At 65.0% G+C, this 16,362-nt stretch carries 10 protein-coding genes; 6 read left to right on the forward strand and 4 right to left on the reverse strand.

Features of this window, described 5'->3' with window-relative positions; translation table 11 throughout:
• Window positions 1–101: 101 nt before the first annotated feature.
• The 6 genes from AC3WJR_RS08300 to AC3WJR_RS08325 all read left to right on the forward strand — a co-directional run bounded on the left by AC3WJR_RS08300 (window position 102) and on the right by AC3WJR_RS08325 (window position 13,716).
• Window positions 102–1,529, forward strand: a complete 1,428-nt coding sequence (locus AC3WJR_RS08300; RefSeq protein ID WP_492723863.1) for an efflux transporter outer membrane subunit — start codon at window positions 102–104, stop codon at window positions 1,527–1,529.
• Window positions 1,526–2,602 carry an efflux RND transporter periplasmic adaptor subunit gene (locus tag AC3WJR_RS08305; RefSeq protein WP_492723865.1) on the forward strand — a complete coding sequence of 359 codons (1,077 nt, stop codon included), beginning with the start codon at window positions 1,526–1,528 and terminating at the stop codon, window positions 2,600–2,602. The genes AC3WJR_RS08300 and AC3WJR_RS08305 overlap by 4 nt, the downstream gene beginning before the upstream one ends.
• Window positions 2,599–5,694, forward strand: a complete 3,096-nt coding sequence (locus tag AC3WJR_RS08310; RefSeq protein ID WP_492723868.1) for an efflux RND transporter permease subunit — start codon at window positions 2,599–2,601, stop codon at window positions 5,692–5,694. Before AC3WJR_RS08305 ends, AC3WJR_RS08310 begins: the two co-directional genes overlap by 4 nt.
• A 335-nt stretch (window positions 5,695–6,029) precedes the next feature.
• Window positions 6,030–9,239 (forward strand): TonB-dependent receptor, encoded by a 3,210-nt coding sequence (locus AC3WJR_RS08315; protein WP_492723870.1) that lies wholly within the window; start codon window positions 6,030–6,032, stop codon window positions 9,237–9,239.
• Between the two features lie 94 nt (window positions 9,240–9,333).
• A complete protein-coding gene (locus tag AC3WJR_RS08320) occupies window positions 9,334–11,748 on the forward strand; it encodes a glycoside hydrolase family 95 protein (RefSeq protein ID WP_492723872.1) in 2,415 nt (804 codons plus the stop codon).
• 39 nt (window positions 11,749–11,787) lie between these two features.
• Window positions 11,788–13,716, forward strand: coding sequence for an alpha-L-fucosidase (locus AC3WJR_RS08325; RefSeq protein WP_492723874.1), 1,929 nt, complete (start codon window positions 11,788–11,790; stop codon window positions 13,714–13,716).
• Between the two features lie 134 nt (window positions 13,717–13,850).
• On the opposite strand, the gene lysA is transcribed toward AC3WJR_RS08325, so the two are convergent.
• The 4 genes from lysA to AC3WJR_RS08345 are packed head-to-tail and all read right to left on the reverse strand — an operon-like array spanning window position 13,851 to window position 16,159.
• Window positions 13,851–15,083 (reverse strand): diaminopimelate decarboxylase, encoded by a 1,233-nt coding sequence (lysA, locus tag AC3WJR_RS08330; protein WP_492723876.1) that lies wholly within the window; start codon window positions 15,081–15,083, stop codon window positions 13,851–13,853.
• Between the two features lie 17 nt (window positions 15,084–15,100).
• The gene (locus tag AC3WJR_RS08335) at window positions 15,101–15,364 is read right to left on the reverse strand and encodes a hypothetical protein (RefSeq protein ID WP_492723878.1); all 264 of its coding nucleotides are present in this window, start codon (window positions 15,362–15,364) and stop codon (window positions 15,101–15,103) included.
• Window positions 15,361–15,882 carry an SAM-dependent methyltransferase gene (locus AC3WJR_RS08340; RefSeq protein WP_492723880.1) on the reverse strand — a complete coding sequence of 174 codons (522 nt, stop codon included), beginning with the start codon at window positions 15,880–15,882 and terminating at the stop codon, window positions 15,361–15,363. Before AC3WJR_RS08340 ends, AC3WJR_RS08335 begins: the two co-directional genes overlap by 4 nt.
• Before the next feature lie 13 nt (window positions 15,883–15,895).
• The gene (locus AC3WJR_RS08345; RefSeq protein WP_492723883.1) at window positions 15,896–16,159 is read right to left on the reverse strand and encodes a hypothetical protein; all 264 of its coding nucleotides are present in this window, start codon (window positions 16,157–16,159) and stop codon (window positions 15,896–15,898) included.
• Window positions 16,160–16,362 lie beyond the last annotated feature (203 nt).

The following is a 16,362-nucleotide window of genomic DNA, read 5'->3' on the forward strand; positions in this document are numbered from 1 at the left end:
CGCGTCAGGCGTGCACCTTTACAAAACTAAACGCACCTTTTTCCTAACTTTACACCCGCCACGAACACCCGGACATCGCGCTCGGCTAAGCAAGGGGGGCCATGATCCCCCTGCCCTCCCTTGCCCGCACACGCCGGTCGCTTCGCTGGACGCCGCTTTTGACGGCGGCGTTGCTGGCGGGCTGCACCGTCGGACCCGAGTATCGCCGCCCGCAGGTCGCGATGCCCGCCGCATGGGTAGCCCCGCTGCCCCACGACGCCAGCGCGACTGCGCCGAAAGGCTGGTGGCAGCGGTTCGACGATCCCGTCCTGCTCCGCCTTCAGGAACAGGCGGAGGCGTCGAGCCCCACGCTCGACCAGGCGGTCGCGCGGATCCAGCAAGCGCGCGCCACGCTCGACACCAACCGCGCGCAGGGGCGCCCGCTGGCGAACGTCGGCGCATCTTTTACCGAAAGTGGCCAGCGGACGAGCACCGGCGGCCAGAGCTTCCAGTTCGTCACTGGCGGCCTCCAGCCGAGCGCCGACGCCAGCTGGGCGCTGGACCTGTTCGGCAAGATCCGCCGCAACAGCCAGGCCGCGCGCGCCCGGATCGAAGCGCGCGGAGACGACCTCGCCGACGCGCGGATCGCGCTCGCGGCCGAGGTGGCGGACGATTACGTCCAGTATCGCGGGTGCGAACAACTGGCGGCACTCTACGATCAACAAGCCACGTCGCAATCCGAGACCGCGCGGCTGACCCGGATCAGCCAGCGCGCGGGCTTCACCGCCCCCGCCGACGCCGAACTGACCGATGCCAGCGCAGCCAGCGTGCGTGCCAGCGCGACCGACCAGGTGGCGCAATGCGACCTGCTGGTGAAAAGCCTGACCTCGCTCACCGGATCGGGCGAAGCGACGCTGCGCGCGACGTTGCTGCCCGGCAAAGGCCGCTTGCCGATGCCCGCGATGCTATCCGTGACGACGCTTCCCGCGGATCTGGTGCGGCAGCGCCCTGACATCGCGTCGAGCGAACGCGAACTGGCGGCGTCCAGCGCCGAAATCGGCGCGGCGACCGCGGAACTCTATCCCAGCCTGTCGCTTTCGGGCTCGATTTCCACCGGCGGCGGGCTGTCGCAATGGTCGTTCGGTCCCTCGCTCAGCCTGCCGATCCTCGACGGCGGCAAGGCGCGCGCCGGGGTGCGGAGCGCACGCGCCGCGTATCAGCTGCAATTCGCCACCTACCGCGAGAGTGTTCGCACCGGGATCCTTGAGGTCGAGCAAGCGCTTGTCCGGCTTAAGTCGGCGCGCGCCCGCGACGCAGATTTGTCCCGCGCTGCACAAGGCTATGCGGCCAACTACGCGGCGATCGACCGCCAGCGGCAGGTCGGTTCGGTCAGCATGATCGACCGCGAAAGCGCCCGCCGCAACGCACTCGAAGCAGAGCGGACGCTGGTCAACCTGCGACAGACCCAAGTGCAGTCGCTGATCGCGCTCTACAAGGCGCTCGGCGGTGGATGGGATGCCGGCGTAGTCTCCATTGGAATGACAAGATGATGCGATCCCCCTCTTCCGCCGCGCTGCTCGCCGGTGCGCTGCTGCTGGCAAGCTGTAGCGCCAAGGACACCGCGGTGAAGGAAACCCCCACCAGCCTGACGGTCTCGGTCGTGCGCCCGCAGCAACTGTCCTGGCCGCGACTGCTCAACGCCAACGGCAATCTGCAACCCTGGCAGGAAGTCGTGATCAGCGCCGAGACCGGCCCCTATCGGGTCGCGACGCTCGACGCCGACGTCGGCGCGCAAGTGCGCAAGGGGCAAGTGCTGGCGACGCTTGCACGCGAGACGCTGCTCGCCGAGCGTGCCCGGCTGCAGGCGGCGGTGGCGGAGGCGCAGGCCAATCTCGCCAAGGCGGACAGCGACGTCTCGCGGGCACGGCAGATCGGCGACAGCGGCGCGCTCTCGGCGCAACAGATCCAGGGCTATCGCGTCACGCAGCAGACCTCGCAGGCGACGCTCGCCGCGGCGCGCGCGCAGGTGCGCGGCACCGACGTGCAACTCGGCCAGACCAATGTGCGCGCGGCGGACGACGGCGTGGTCTCCTCCCGCACGGCGCTGCTCGGCAAGGTCGTCAATTCCGGGGACGAGCTGTTCCGCCTCGTGCGCCAGGGGATCATCGAGTGGCAAGCCGAACTCGATGCGCGCCAGATCGCAGCGGTGCGCGCCGGCCAGTCCGCGCGGGTTACCCTGCCCGACGGGCAGACCGTCGCGGGGGTCGTCCGTCTGGTTTCGCCAACGCTGACCAGCACGACCAGCCGTGGGATCGTCTATGTCCGATTGCCCGCAGGATCGCTGGCGCGGGCGGGCATGTATGGCAGCGGGGTGATCGCGGTCGGCGCCGGGCCGGTGCTGACCGTCCCTGACGCCGCGGTCGTGCTCCGGGACGGCAAATCCTACGTCTATCGCGTCGGCAAGGACAATCGCGTCAGCGAAACCACCGTCACCGCAGGCCAGCGCCGCGACGGCCGCGTCGAGGTGAGCGGACTTGCGGCCGACGCGCAAGTGGTCGCCGCGGGCGGCGCGTTCCTCAGCGACGGGGTCGCGGTGCGCGTCGTGCGGAGTACAGCCAAGTGAACATTTCCGCGCTGTCGATCCGGCATCCCGTCCCCGCCGTGCTGCTGTTCATCATGCTGACGATCTTCGGGATCATCGGTTTCAACCGGCTGCAGGTCCAGAATTTCCCCGACATGGACTTGCCGACCGTCACGATCACCGCCTCGCTGGAAGGGGCAGCCCCCGAACAACTCGAGACCGAGGTCGCCCGCAAGATCGAGGATCGGCTGACCTCGCTGCGGCTGCTCGACCATGTCACCACGACGATCACCGAAAGCACGGTCAGCATCGCGGTGCAGTTCACGATCGACAAGGACGGCAACGAAGCGGTGCAGGAAGTCCGCAACGCAGTCGACGGCGCGCGGCAGGACCTGCCTTCTGCGCTGCAGACGCCGACCGTGTCGAAGCAGACCGCCAACGCTTCGTCGATGCTGACCTATACGATCCAGGCGAAGAACATGACCGAGGAGGCCCTGTCCTGGTACGTCGACAACGATGTGACCAAGGCGCTGCAGGCGGTCCAGGGCGTGGCCAGTGTCGCGCGGGTCGGCGGCGTCTCGCGCGCGGTCAACGTCAACCTCGATCCCGCCGCGATGGCCGGGCTCGGCGTCGCCCCCGCCGACGTCAGCACGAAACTCAAGGCGATGCAGACGGACCAGTCGGGCGGGCGCGGCGACGTGGGGACGCAACGCCAGTCGCTCCGCACGCTGGCGGCGGTGCACGATCCGCAGGCGCTGGCCGCGATCAGCATCCCGGCGAGCACCGGCCAGGGCATCATGCTCGGGCAGATTGCGACAGTCGACGACGGCCATGCCGAGCGCAGCACACTCGCCTATCGCGACGGCAAGCCGGTCATTGGCTTTACCGTGACGCGATCGCTCGGCTTCGGCGACGCAGCGGTGGCGGAGAAGGTCCGCGCCGCCGTCGAGCGCTTCTCCAAGGAGCATCCCGAAGTCCGGATCACGGAAGCCAGCAACGCGATCACGCCGATCGTCGACAATTACGAAGGCTCGATGCACCTGCTGATCGAAGGCGCGCTGCTGGCGGTGCTGGTGGTGTGGTGGTTCCTGCGCGACTGGCGCGCGACGCTGATCTCCGCCACCGCGCTGCCGCTGTCGATCATCCCGACGTTCGGGGTGATGTATCTGTGCGGCTTTACGCTCAACATGATCTCGCTGCTGTCGATCGCGCTGGTGATCGGCATCCTCGTCGACGATGCGATCGTCGAGGTCGAGAATATCGAACGCCACATGCGCATGGGCAAGGGCCCGATCGAGGCCGCTACCGAGGCCGCTGCCGAAATTGGGCTGGCGGTGGTCGCGACGACCTTCACGCTGGTCGCGGTGTTCCTGCCGACCGCGTTCATGGGCGGCATCCCCGGCAAACTGTTTCGCGAATTCGGTGTTACCGCGTCGGTCGCGGTATTGTGCTCGCTGCTCGTCGCACGCTTGCTGACGCCGATGATGGCCGCCTATTTCCTCCGACCGACCGATCATGAGGACAAGGACGGCCGGTTGATGCAGCGCTACATGCGCGCGATCCGGGCCACGCTCAAACATCGGCGGACGACGGTGATCCTGGCCGCCGTGTTCCTGCTCGTTTCCTGCTCGATGATCCCGCTGCTGCCCTCGGGGTTCATCCCGGCGCAGGACAATGCGCAGTCGAGCGTCTCGCTCGAATTGCCGCCCGGCAGCACGCTCGACGAGACCGCCGCGATCACGCGGCAAGCAAGTGCGATCCTTCGGAAGATCCCGGAAGTGACGCACGTCTTTGCGGCCGTCGGCACCGCCACCACCGGCGGGGGCATGGCATCGACCGAGACTGCCGCGGTCAACAGCGCGACGTTGACGGTCGACCTCGCCGAGCGTGGCGACCGGCACGACAAGCAGTCGGCGGTGGAGGCGAAGATGCGCGACGCCCTCCGCGCCCTCCCTGGCACGCGCGTCAGCGTCGGCGGATCGGGCAATGGTGAAGTGCTGCAGATCGTGCTCGCGGGGGACGACGGCGCATTGCTCGAACGCACGGCCGACACCGTCGAGGCGGCGGTGCGCAGCGGCGTTCCCGGCATCGGCAACGTGACCTCCAGCGCCGCGCAGCAGCGCCCCGAAATCCAGTTGCGGCCCGACTATGCGCGCGCCGCCGCGCTGGGCGTGACCAGCCAAACGATCGGCGATACCGTTCGCGTCGCGACCTCGGGCGATTATGCGGCGTCCCTGCCCAAGCTCAACCTGTCCGACCGGCAAGTCGATATCCTCGTCCGGCTCGACCCCGCGGCACGCAGCGATCCGCAGGCCTTCGGGCTGCTGCGCGTCAACGGCACCAACGGGCAGGTCGCGCTGGGCTCGATCGCAGAGATCGGCTTCGGCAGCAGCCCTGCGCAGATCGACCGGCTCGATCGCCACCGCAATGTCACGATCTCGGTCGAACTCAACGGCCGCCCGCTCAGCGACGTGATGGCCGAAGCAAAGCTGCTGCCGTCGATGAAGACCCTGCCTGCCGGGGTGAGTCTCGTCGAACAGGGCGAATTGCAACGCACATCCGAACTGTTCGGCAGTTTCGGTCTGGCGATGGCAATCGGGATTTTCTGTATCTGGGCGGTGCTGGTGCTGCTGTTCCACGATTTCCTGCAACCGGCGACGATCCTGTCGGCCCTCCCTTTGTCCCTCGGCGGGGCGCTGTTCGCGCTGCTGATCTGCAAGATGAGTTTCTCGATGCCCTCGGTAATCGGGCTGCTGATGCTGATGGGCGTGGTGACCAAGAATTCGATTCTGCTGGTCGAATATGCGATCATGGCGCGCCGCGAGCATGGCATGTCACGCTACGACGCGCTGATCGATGCGTGCCACAAGCGCGTCCGGCCGATCATCATGACGACGATCGCGATGGCCGCGGGCATGCTGCCCACTGCACTGGGCTTCGGGGCTGATCCGAGCTTCCGCCAGCCGATGGCGGTGGTGGTGATCGGCGGTCTGGTGACCTCGACCGTGCTGAGCTTGCTCGTGGTGCCGGTGATTTTCACCTATGTCGACGATTTTGAACAGTGGTTGCGAGGAAAGGCTCGGCGTCTTGGCGCACAGCATGGTCCGCAATCCGTCCTGACCCATGCAGGATGATACAGCGGACGATCGCACGCTACGCGTCTTGCCCCGTGATCTGTCGCGCCAACCCGAAGCTGCGCCGGCGTAGCGAACTGGGTGATACAGGGCCGAAATTTCGGGCGAACGTTGATCCCCCGGTACGCCGGGACAGCAGATTGCGATGGCAGCCCTTTCCCCTGACGGGATTTGGCCAAACACAGGGTGACGATCGAAAATGACCACCGTGTATTGCCAATCTGATGCCATCTTGCGCGAGAGGTAATAAAAAAGTTTCAAGCGTGCTGTGGGTTTGCCCAAGTCGAACGTCTTTGAACGGTAACACTTCGAAAAAGGGGCGGAAGATGGGGGCGATGCAGCGGGTGATTGTGGGCGCGAGCGCGTTGGCGATGGCAGCAGGGACATCGGTCATCGCACCACCGGCCTATGCCCAGCAACGACAGCTCTCGTTCGATATCAAAGCGCAGCCGCTTGGCCAGGCGTTGCGAGCGCTGGGGCGGCAGGCGCGGATCGAGTTGGTGTTCGACGAAGCGGCGTTCGGAAGCCGGCACTCGTCCGCCCTGACCGGTAGCATGACCATCGACGCGGCGCTGGACCGGATCCTGCAAGGCACAGACCTGAAGGTCACCCGTACATCCAACGGCGTCTATGCGATTTCGGGGGCAGCGGCCACCGCGCCGGTTGCGACGATCGCCTCCCCGCTTCCGGTGGACGCTCCGCAAGCCGAACCGGATGGCGGCGACCTGATCGTGACGGGTTCGCGGATCCGATCGAAGAATTTGGTCGAGACGGCGCCGGTCACCAGCGTCGGTCAGACGGAGATCAAGCTGCAATCCGCGTTCAGCGTTCAGGAGGTGTTGAACAGGGTCCCGGCGATCAAGAACAATGATACCAATCTGTCGAACGGTAACGGTCGCCAGCAGTTCGACTTCCACGGGCTTGGCACGAACCGCACCCTGACGTTGATCGACGGGCAGCGGATCGGCGTGACCGAGGGTATCGATGCGTCGGTGGTCCCGGTCGGCCTGATCGAACGGGTCGACCTGCTGACCGGCGGCGCGTCCGCGGTCTACGGTTCGGACGCGATCGGTGGCGTCGTCAACTTCGTCCTCCGCAAGGACTTCGAAGGCATCAATGCCAACGCCAATTACGGCTTCTACAACACCAGAAACCGCGACAATATCGCCGCACAGGCAGCGCGCAACGCTGGCTTTAGCGTGCCGGAGGGGTCGGTTAACGACGGTGGTCGCTTCGACGCCAATATCAGCGTCGGTCACAACTTCGACGAAGGGCGCGGCAACATTTCGGTGTTCGGGGCCTATAGCAAGGTCAATCCCGTCCTCGCATCGGACCGGTCCTTCTCGGTCTGCCCGATCACCCTGTCAGGACAAAGCGTGGTTTGCGCGTCCCCGTCATCGGCAACGCCGTCCGGCTATTTCCAGGCGCTATCCGGTCCCAATCAGAACGGGACGATTCTCAGCAATGCCCCGAACGGTAGTCGCGAGTTCGTGCCCTACAGTGGGGCGAACGGGTATAACTACAACCAGACCTTCTACTTCCAGCGCGAAAACACGCGGTACAACGGTGCCGTCTTCCTGAACTACAAGGTATCCCCCGGGCTGCAGCTATACGCCAACGGCCTGTACCTGAAGTCCGAAGCGGTGAGCCAGTCGGACCCCGCGACGATCCAGCCCGGGTCCGTTGCGTATGCCATCAACTGCGACAATCCTTTGCTGTCCGGGCAACAGGCACAAGCCCTGTGCGGCAGCGCGGCGGGCACCGCGACCAATGTCACCACCGACGTCCGGTACCGGTTCAGCGACGCACGAACGACCCGCTCGTCGAACGAAATCTACCGGGGCGTTGCGGGCTTCCGCGGCGATCTTGGCAGTGCCTGGCATTATGACGTGGGCGGCGTCTACTCGACGACGCTCTATCAGCAGCGCCAGAACAATCGCGTCGATCCGACCAAGGTCGCGGCTGCCTTGCAGGTCGTCAACGTGAATGGCGTGGCAACCTGTGCCTCGGCGGCAACCAACCCCGCTTGCGTCCCGCTCGACATCTTCTCGAGTGCTGGCCCAAGCGCCGCGGCGGTTGAAGCACTGGCCTTTGGCGGCGGCGGGGGCCTGTTTCGGGAACGGTATCAACAATGGGTCGGCAACGCGAACGTAACCGGTGATCTGGGCGAATACGGAATTCGCAGCCCGTTTTCGAGCAAGGGGATCAACGTCGCGATCGGCGCGGAATATCGTAACAGCAGCTACCGATCCAATCCCGACGCCGCGTATCAGGCAGCGTTCGGCTCGACCCCGTCAAGCCTCTCGAACAACGCCAAGGACATCTACGGCGAAATCAATGTCCCTCTGGTCAGCGACCGGCCATTCATTCGCGATCTGAGCGTTGGCGCGGCGATCCGTGGGTCAAGCTATTCGGGGGTCGACAAGATGCGGTCGACCTACAAGTTCGACGGCAGCTGGCGACCGATCCAGGACCTGCTGTTCCGCGCGAGCTACAACAAGGCGACGCGGGCACCGAGCATCTACGAACTCTCCTCGAATGCCGCGATCAGCTACGGGACGCTCGACACCAACACGCTGGGCGATCCCTGTGCCGGCGCCAATCCGGTCGCGAGCCTTGCTGCGTGTCAGCGTTCGGGGGTGACGGCGGCGCAATATGGTTCGATAGCACAATGCCCGGACTTCCTGTGCACGGTACGCAATGGCTCGCAAGGGCTGGTTACCCCGGAGATTGCACATACCTACACCTACGGCCTGGTGCTGACGCCGCGGGTGCTGCACGGCTTCTCGGCGACGGCCGACTATTACAACATCCAGATCGAGAACGGGATCGGCTATTACCGCGCGATCGACTTCACGCAGACCTGCGCCAATACGGGCTATGATTTCTTCTGCGGGCAGCTGGTTCGAAATTCCGACGGCACCCTGTTCAGCAATGCCGGGGCGTCAAGCGGATACATCAACCAAGGCTACTCAAACCTCGGCAAGACACGCGCAGCCGGCTTCAATTTCTCCGCCAATTACGAGACCCGGCTCGGCCGCTGGGCCCAATTTTCGACCAGCTATGTCGCCACGCTCCAGACCGACAAGGGCGGCGATCTCGGCTTGCCGGATACGGACTTCAACGTCGTCGGGTTGTTCGGCCCCTATGCCGGTCAGGGGTATCGCCGGTATCAGCACAACCTGCGGACCACGTTCTCGTCGCCCAGATCTGCCAAGAACCCCGCGCTGGTATCGCTCAACTGGCGGCACAATTCCGGGCTGAAGAACTCCCGGCTCGCCGGCAATCCGATTTTCGGATCGGACGATGCAAGCGTTCCGGACCAGTATAAGTATCTGCCGTCCTACGACCTGTTCGATCTGAGTGCCAGCATCACGATCGCACAGAAGCTGACGCTTCGGGTCGTGTTGAACAACCTGTTCGATGCATCCGCGCCGATCCGGCCCAGCCCCCCGCTTGAGGCGGCGGAACGGGTGAATACATCGCCGTCGGTCTATGACGCGCTCGGTCGGTCGATCAACTTCGGGGCGTCGATCAATTTCTGAAACGCGCACCATTTCGAGCGACGCTGTCCTGGCAGCACCCGGCTTTTCGGACGCCCCTTCCCGCCGGGAGATTCTCGCGGCGGGGGGTGGCGCCATGCTGTTGGGGGTTGCCGCTCACGTGGATGCCGCTGCTGGCGGAGAGTGGTCTCAGGCGGACCGGCATCGCATCACGGCAACCTCGCCGGCAAGCGAATGGCTGCTTGGGCATCCGGTCGGCAACGGAATCCTTGGCGCGATGATGGGCGGCGGCATCCGCGAGGACACGATCTCGCTGAACCACGACACGCTCTGGACCGGGCAGCCGGACCGGGCAGCGGATCATGACGGCCGGGCGGTGCTGACCGCGGTGCGCGATGCTGCCTTTGCCGGGGATGGCGTCGAGGCCGATCGCCGGAGCAAGCCGCTGCAGGGAGCATTCAGCCAGAGTTTCGCGCCGATGGCCGACCTGAAGCTCGTCATGGACCATAGCAACGTCCCCACAGCCTATCGGCGAGAGCTCGATATTGACCGGGCGATCGCATCGGTCGCGTATCGCATCGGTAGCATCGGGTTCCGTCGGGAGTTGTTTGCGTCGCATCCCGATCGGATGATCGTCCTCAGGCTGAGTGCGGACCAGGGCTCCGCCATTTCCTGCCGGATCGGACTGAGCACCCAACTTCGTGGGAGTGCCACCGCGGCAGGCAACGCCATCACGCTGATCGGCAAGGCGCCCACCCGATGCGAACCCGAGTATCGCAAGGTGCCCGAACCGATTGCCTATTCCGATAGGCCCGGTCTGGGCATGCACTTTGCGACGATCCTCAGCGTCGAGACGACTGGCGGCGGGGTTGTCGCTGCCGAGGACGGAGTGCAGATCACCGGGGCAAGCGAAGTCATCGTCCGCGTCACGGCCGCGACTGGCTTCCGAAGGTTCGATTGCGCACCCAATCTGGCGCCAGCAGTGATCCTCGCCGATGCGCGCCGAGATCTCGCGGCAGGTATGCGCCGTTCGTATCGTGCCTTGCAGGATCGCCATGTGAAGGATCACCGTGCGCTTTACCGGCGCACGGCGTTGGAGCTTCACGCCACGGGGAGCGACCCGGACGTCGCTTGTTCGGAACGCCTGTTTCATCTAGGCCGCTACCTCCTGATCGCAAGCTCACGCGCGGGAACCATGCCGGCCAACCTTCAGGGCATCTGGAATGCGACCGTCCGGCCGCCGTGGAGTTCCAACTACACCACGAACATCAACCTGCAGATGAACTATTGGCCCGCGGAAAGCTGCGATCTGGCGGAATGCCACTTGCCGTTGATCGACCATATCGAACGCATGGCAGTGAACGGCGCGCGCACCGCCAGCATCCTGTACGGCATGCCGGGTTGGTGCGTGCATCACAATTCCGACATCTGGGCGATGAGCAATCCGGTCGGCGGCGGGGACGGCGACCCGAACTGGGCAAACTGGCCAATGGCGGGGCCCTGGCTCGCGCATCATGTCTGGGAGCACTACAGCTTCAGCGGGGATCTCGGTTTCCTCAAACGACGGGGATTCACGATCCTTCGCGGCGCGGCGGAATTCTGTGCCGCGTGGCTGGTCCGCGATCCGCGCGACGGCCGGATGACCACCGCTCCGTCGATCTCACCGGAAAACCTGTACCTCGACGCGTCCGGCAAAGCCGCAGCGATCGGTACCGGGTGCACGATGGATCTGGCGATGATCCGCGAACTGTTCGTCAACTGCATCGCAGCCGCCAGGCTGGTGGGCGACACCAGTGCGCTTGCCGGGCGGCTCACAAAGCTGCGCGATCAACTCGAGCCCTATCGGATCGGGCGCTACGGACAGCTGCAGGAATGGTCGCACGATGTCCCCGAACAGGACCCGGGCCATCGTCACATCTCCCATCTTTACCCCAGCTATCCGGGAACCGAGTTCGATCCGCAGAACACCCCGCGGCTCGCCCAAGCTGTTCGGGCGGCATTGACGCGGCGAGAGGCGCACGGAGGATCGAGCACCGGCTGGAGCCGCGCATGGGCGACCGCAGTCTGGGCGCGGCTGGGGAGCCGCTCGGATGCGGGCCGGTCGCTGTCCGCTTTCCTGGCGCACAGTGTGGCGGGCAACCTTCTCGACACACACCCGGCGCAGCCGCGGCCGGTGTTCCAGATCGACGGGAACCTCGGCATCACCGCCGCGATCGCCGAGATGCTGGTGCAAAGCCATGGAGGCGCGATCGCGCTGCTCCCGGCCCTTCCGCCAGCATGGACAGCCGGAAGAATTACCGGCCTGCGTGCGCGGGGCGGGCACCGTGTTGCGGTCGAGTGGACAGCAGCAAGCGTCACCGCAACGATCACGGCTGGCGCCGATACGATCACGATCCGGCCGCCGAGCGCGTTCGACACGATAGCCGTGCAGCACGCGGGCCGCGCGATCTCGCACACCCTCGACCGGGGTCTCGTGGCGTTCAAGGCAACGCCTGGCAGGACCTATCGCATCACGCTGCAGAACCGAACCGCGGCACAGGTTTCGGCCTAGGCATCGTCGATGCGCCACGCACAGATACGAGGAATACCCATGTCCGAGATGTCCCGCCGTACCGTCCTTGTTTCCAGCATCGCCGCATCCGGGCTGGCGATGATCGGAACGTCGAGCGCTGCTGCACCGCGCTCCGGCAAAGCCGGGGCGCCCGCACCCTGGGGTGCCACCCCCTCCCCGCGCCAGCTGGCGTGGCACAAGCGCGAGCAATATGCCTTCATCCACTTTTCGATCAACACGTTCACGGATCGCGAATGGGGCTATGGCGACGAAAGCCCGAAGCTGTTCGATCCCGGCGACTTTTCCGCGGACCAGATTGTCGGTGCCGCGAAGGCTGGCGGATTGCGGGGGATCGTCCTGACCGCGAAACACCATGATGGCTTTTGCCTTTGGCCGACGACCCTGACCGAGCATTGCGTCCGCAACAGTCCTTTCCGGCAGGGCAAGGGCGATATTGTCCGCGAGTTCGAACAGGCCTGTCGGCGGGCCGGTCTCGCGTTCGGGCTCTATCTGTCGCCTTGGGACCGAAACCATGCCGATTATGGAAAGGCGGCCTATATCGATTACTACCGCAAGCAGATCGTCGAGCTCTGCACGCGGTATGGCGAACTGTTTGAATTCTGGTTCGACGGTGCCAACGGCGGCGACGGCTATTACGGCGGCGCGCGAGAGACGCGGAAGATCGACGCCGAAGCCTATTACAACTGGCCGTCGATCGTTTCGCTGGTCCATCGGCATCAGCCGATGGCCTGCACGTTCGAACCGCTCGGCTCCGATCTGCGCTGGGTCGGGAACGAAGACGGCGTCGCGGGCGACCCGTGCTGGCCGACCATGGCCGACCACAAACCCAGCCAGGCCGAGGGCAATAGTGGCCTGCGGAATGGCCCCTTGTGGTGGCCGGCGGAAACCAACACGTCGATCCGACCCGGTTGGTTCTATCATGCGGATGAGGATTCCAAGATCAAGACGCCCCAGCGGCTCGTCCGGTTATACGATGAGTCGGTGGCGCGTGGAACAAACCTGATCCTCAACCTCCCACCCGATCGACGCGGACGGCTCGCTGACCCGGATGTCGCGGTCCTGCAGTCGTTCGGAAAAGCCCAGCAAGCGACTTTCTCCACCAACCTGGCGGAAGGTGCACGGGCCACCGCCGATCACGAACGCGGCGTCGCCTTCGCAGCGACGAAGGTCCTCGACGGCGACCCCGACAGTTACTGGTCGAGCCCGGATGCAATCCACACCCCGCAGATCGTGCTCGATCTGCGTCCAGGACGTCCCTTCGATCTCATCAGGATCCGGGAATATCTGCCTCTGGGAACCCGCGTCACGCGCTTCGCGATCGATCTGGATACAGGTTCGGGATGGCAGGAAGCCGCAACGGGCGCCTGCATCTCGGCGCAGCGCGTTGTTCGTTTGCCGGCTCCGGTCGACGCCAGACGGCTGCGTTTGCGGATCGTCGACGCGCCGGTATGCCCCGCCATCTCCGAGATTGCGCTGTTCCGCCAGGTTGATCCGGCGGGGGTAGAGCTTCCTGCGGCACGACCGAACGATGTCCTGCCGCCCGAAGCGTGGTCGATCATTGCAGCAGCGGCACCGGGCGCCGAGGCGCTGACCGACGATGACTCCGGCACCGTCTGGCGCGTCCCCGTCACCGACCCGACACAGGAGGTGTCCATCACGATGAAACTCGCGGTGCCTGTTCGCCTGCGGGGGTTCGTCCTGATCCCATCACGGGCGGTGATGACCGATGCAGCGCCACCGAAACGCTATCGTGTCGAAGCAAGCATGGACGGAAAGACATGGACCACAGCGCGCACGGACGAGTTCTCTAACATCGCGAACGCGTTGACACCGCAGAGGATCGTACTTCCAACCTCACCCAAGGCGGCTTTCGTCCGGCTCACCCTTATCGGCTTGGCCGCTCCCGCCCGCAATATGGCAATCGCGGGGGTTCAGCTGCTACGATGAAAGGCACCCGTTCCAGGGCGACTGTCGGTCCATCATCGCACCGATCAGCCCAACGATCGCCGATGGTGTCGAGAAAAGGCTCGGGCGGATCATTTTCCTCCCGAGCATCACAGGCGGTCCCGAAGGCGCGTGGATCAAGCCGCCAACTCTGCCGGCAAGATACGATCGCCCACCACCGCGAAGGTATCGCCGTCGACCAGCACCTGTGGGCTCAGCGGGCGGCAATTATAGCTCGACGCCATCGCTGCACCATAAGCACCGGTGGCATGGAATACCGCCAGGTCCCCGCGACGTACCAGATCGACGGTCTGCGCCATGCCGAACGTGTCGCCGGTCTCGCAGACCGGACCCGCGATGTTGGCCACCATGGTATTCCCGTCAGGGGTCACCGCAGCAAAACGGTGAAACGCGTCGTAAAGAGCTGGCCGCGCAAGGTCGTTCATCCCGGCATCGACGATAACGAACGGATGCGTAACGCCCGGCTTCACCCATATCACGCGAGTCATCAGCAGTCCGGCGAGACCCGCAATAACCCGGCCTGGCTCGAACGTGAGGCCAACATTCCACTGTTCGGTCACCCGGGAAACCATGGCGCCATAGTCATCGAACGACGGCATTGCGTCGCCAGACCGGTACGGAATGCCCAGCCCGCCGCCAAGATCGACACGCGTTATCGCGTGCCCGCGCGACCGCAGCTCGAACACCAGTTTCCCGACGCGGCGATACGCGGCTTCAAGCGGTTTGAGGTCGGCAAGCTGGCTGCCGATGTGCAAGGCGATGCCGTGGAGATCCAGCCCATCCAACCGCGCTAGGCGGTCAAACATGTCGGGCGCCTCGGCGATGGCGACCCCGAACTTGTTCTCGCGCTTGCCGGTCGAAATCTTGGCGTGCGTGCCCCCGTCGATGTCCGGATTGACCCGCAGAACCGCAGGCGCACGCACACCGCGCGATTGGGCGAGACGCGCCAGCACGTGCCCCTCCTCTTCCAACTCGAGGTTGAACTGACCGATCCCGGCGTCCAGCGCATCCGTAAGCTCGCGGTCGGTCTTGCCGACGCCGGAGAACACGATTCCGGAAGGCGCCATCCCTGCATCCAGCGCACGCCGCAATTCGCCCCCCGACACGATATCGGCACCATAGCCGCAATCCGCCAGAAGCCGGAGCACGGCCGTATTGGGGTTGGCTTTGACGGCAAAGGCGAACCGCGCCGACGGAAGATGGCGGAGCGCAGCCATGAAGCGGTTGGCGGTGTGTCGCAGGGCCCCGGCTGAATAGACATGAACGGGCGTACCCACCGCGTCTGCGATAACCGGCAGCGGTACGCGTTCGGCATGCAGGATGCCGTTGTGATATTTGAAGAAGGTCATGATGATTCCTCAGCGCTTCAATGACCGAAGCCGTCCGTACCCTGCCCACGTCGGCGCAAACGGGCTGCATGGACGACGTCGACGGTGTGTCCGTGACCCCGCCGTACCGCACGGAACATCTGCCCCACACGTTTGCCGTGAAGCATCAGCGGCAGGCCGAGCAGCGCCAACGGAAAGAAGGCGATCGTGAACGGCGCCCCGTCGACCGCCACGCACAGCGCACAGGAGATCGCCGTCAGCGCAAAGCCTGCGCCTTTCCATTGCAAGTCGCGCCGCGTCATGCTGCCTGCCTGCGAACCGAGGTCGCTACCGCATCGCCAATCACGACCTTACCGGCGGCAGCGAGCAGCGCCGAGGTGACTCGGTGATCGCTTCCCCCGTGACGGCAATGGAACAGTACGATGTCGGCTGGAAAGTCTGCCTCCCGTGCCAACGCCTCCACCATGTCGGCGCATTCGAAGGTAAGGCCGATCGCGGGTTCCTGCAGCCTAGCTGCGGACGCCCGCGCGCGACCGATCAACGTGGGCGCACCATCGATGCCATGTCCCTCGATCGCGGTGAACCCGAGCCCGCGCGCATAGCGTGCCGTCTCGATCAGCAGCGTTCCGCAAGCGCAATCCGCATCGACGATCCGCACCGCGTGGCGATGCTGCTCGCGCAGTTCAGCAAGTGCAGCAGCGACAGACGGCCAGCGCGGATCGCTCTGCGCCCCGCGACCGCCCGCCGCCACGGACGCAGCAAGCCACAGACGACCGGCCGCACCCGAGGGTACGCCGACCCTGTTCTGTATGGATTTCATGTCGGAATGTCCTTCAGGCAGCGCGGGCGAGCGCGTAATCCGCTGCGGCAATCGGGCCGAAGGGGATCAGCGGGACCAGCGGCATTGCCGCGATTTCCAGGCTCGCGTGGTAGATCTGGCATTCGCCCCTGGCGAAGCTCAGCGCCGCGCTGCGTGATACGAAACGGCCTTCCAGTTTTTTGCCGTTATCCTGGACGAGCCAATGGCCCGCCTTGTCCTGACCGACGTAGATGACGAGCCCGTGTTCGTCGGGCTCCGGATTGGGTTTAGACGACATGTTCGCCTTCGTGCCTCTATGATCGGGCGTCCAAGCACCCGCAGACCGGAATTACGAACCCAAGCGTAGGGATTCGAGATCGATTACTAGAAACACCATAGTGCAGCCGTAGCATTGGCAACGGCTCGTCGCATTTGCGGTCATAATGACCCGGTCGGCAACCAAACGGGGCAAGAACTGCCGGGTGACGTGATCACGCGCGC

Source organism: Sphingomonas sp. FW306-05-A (assembly GCF_058782275.1).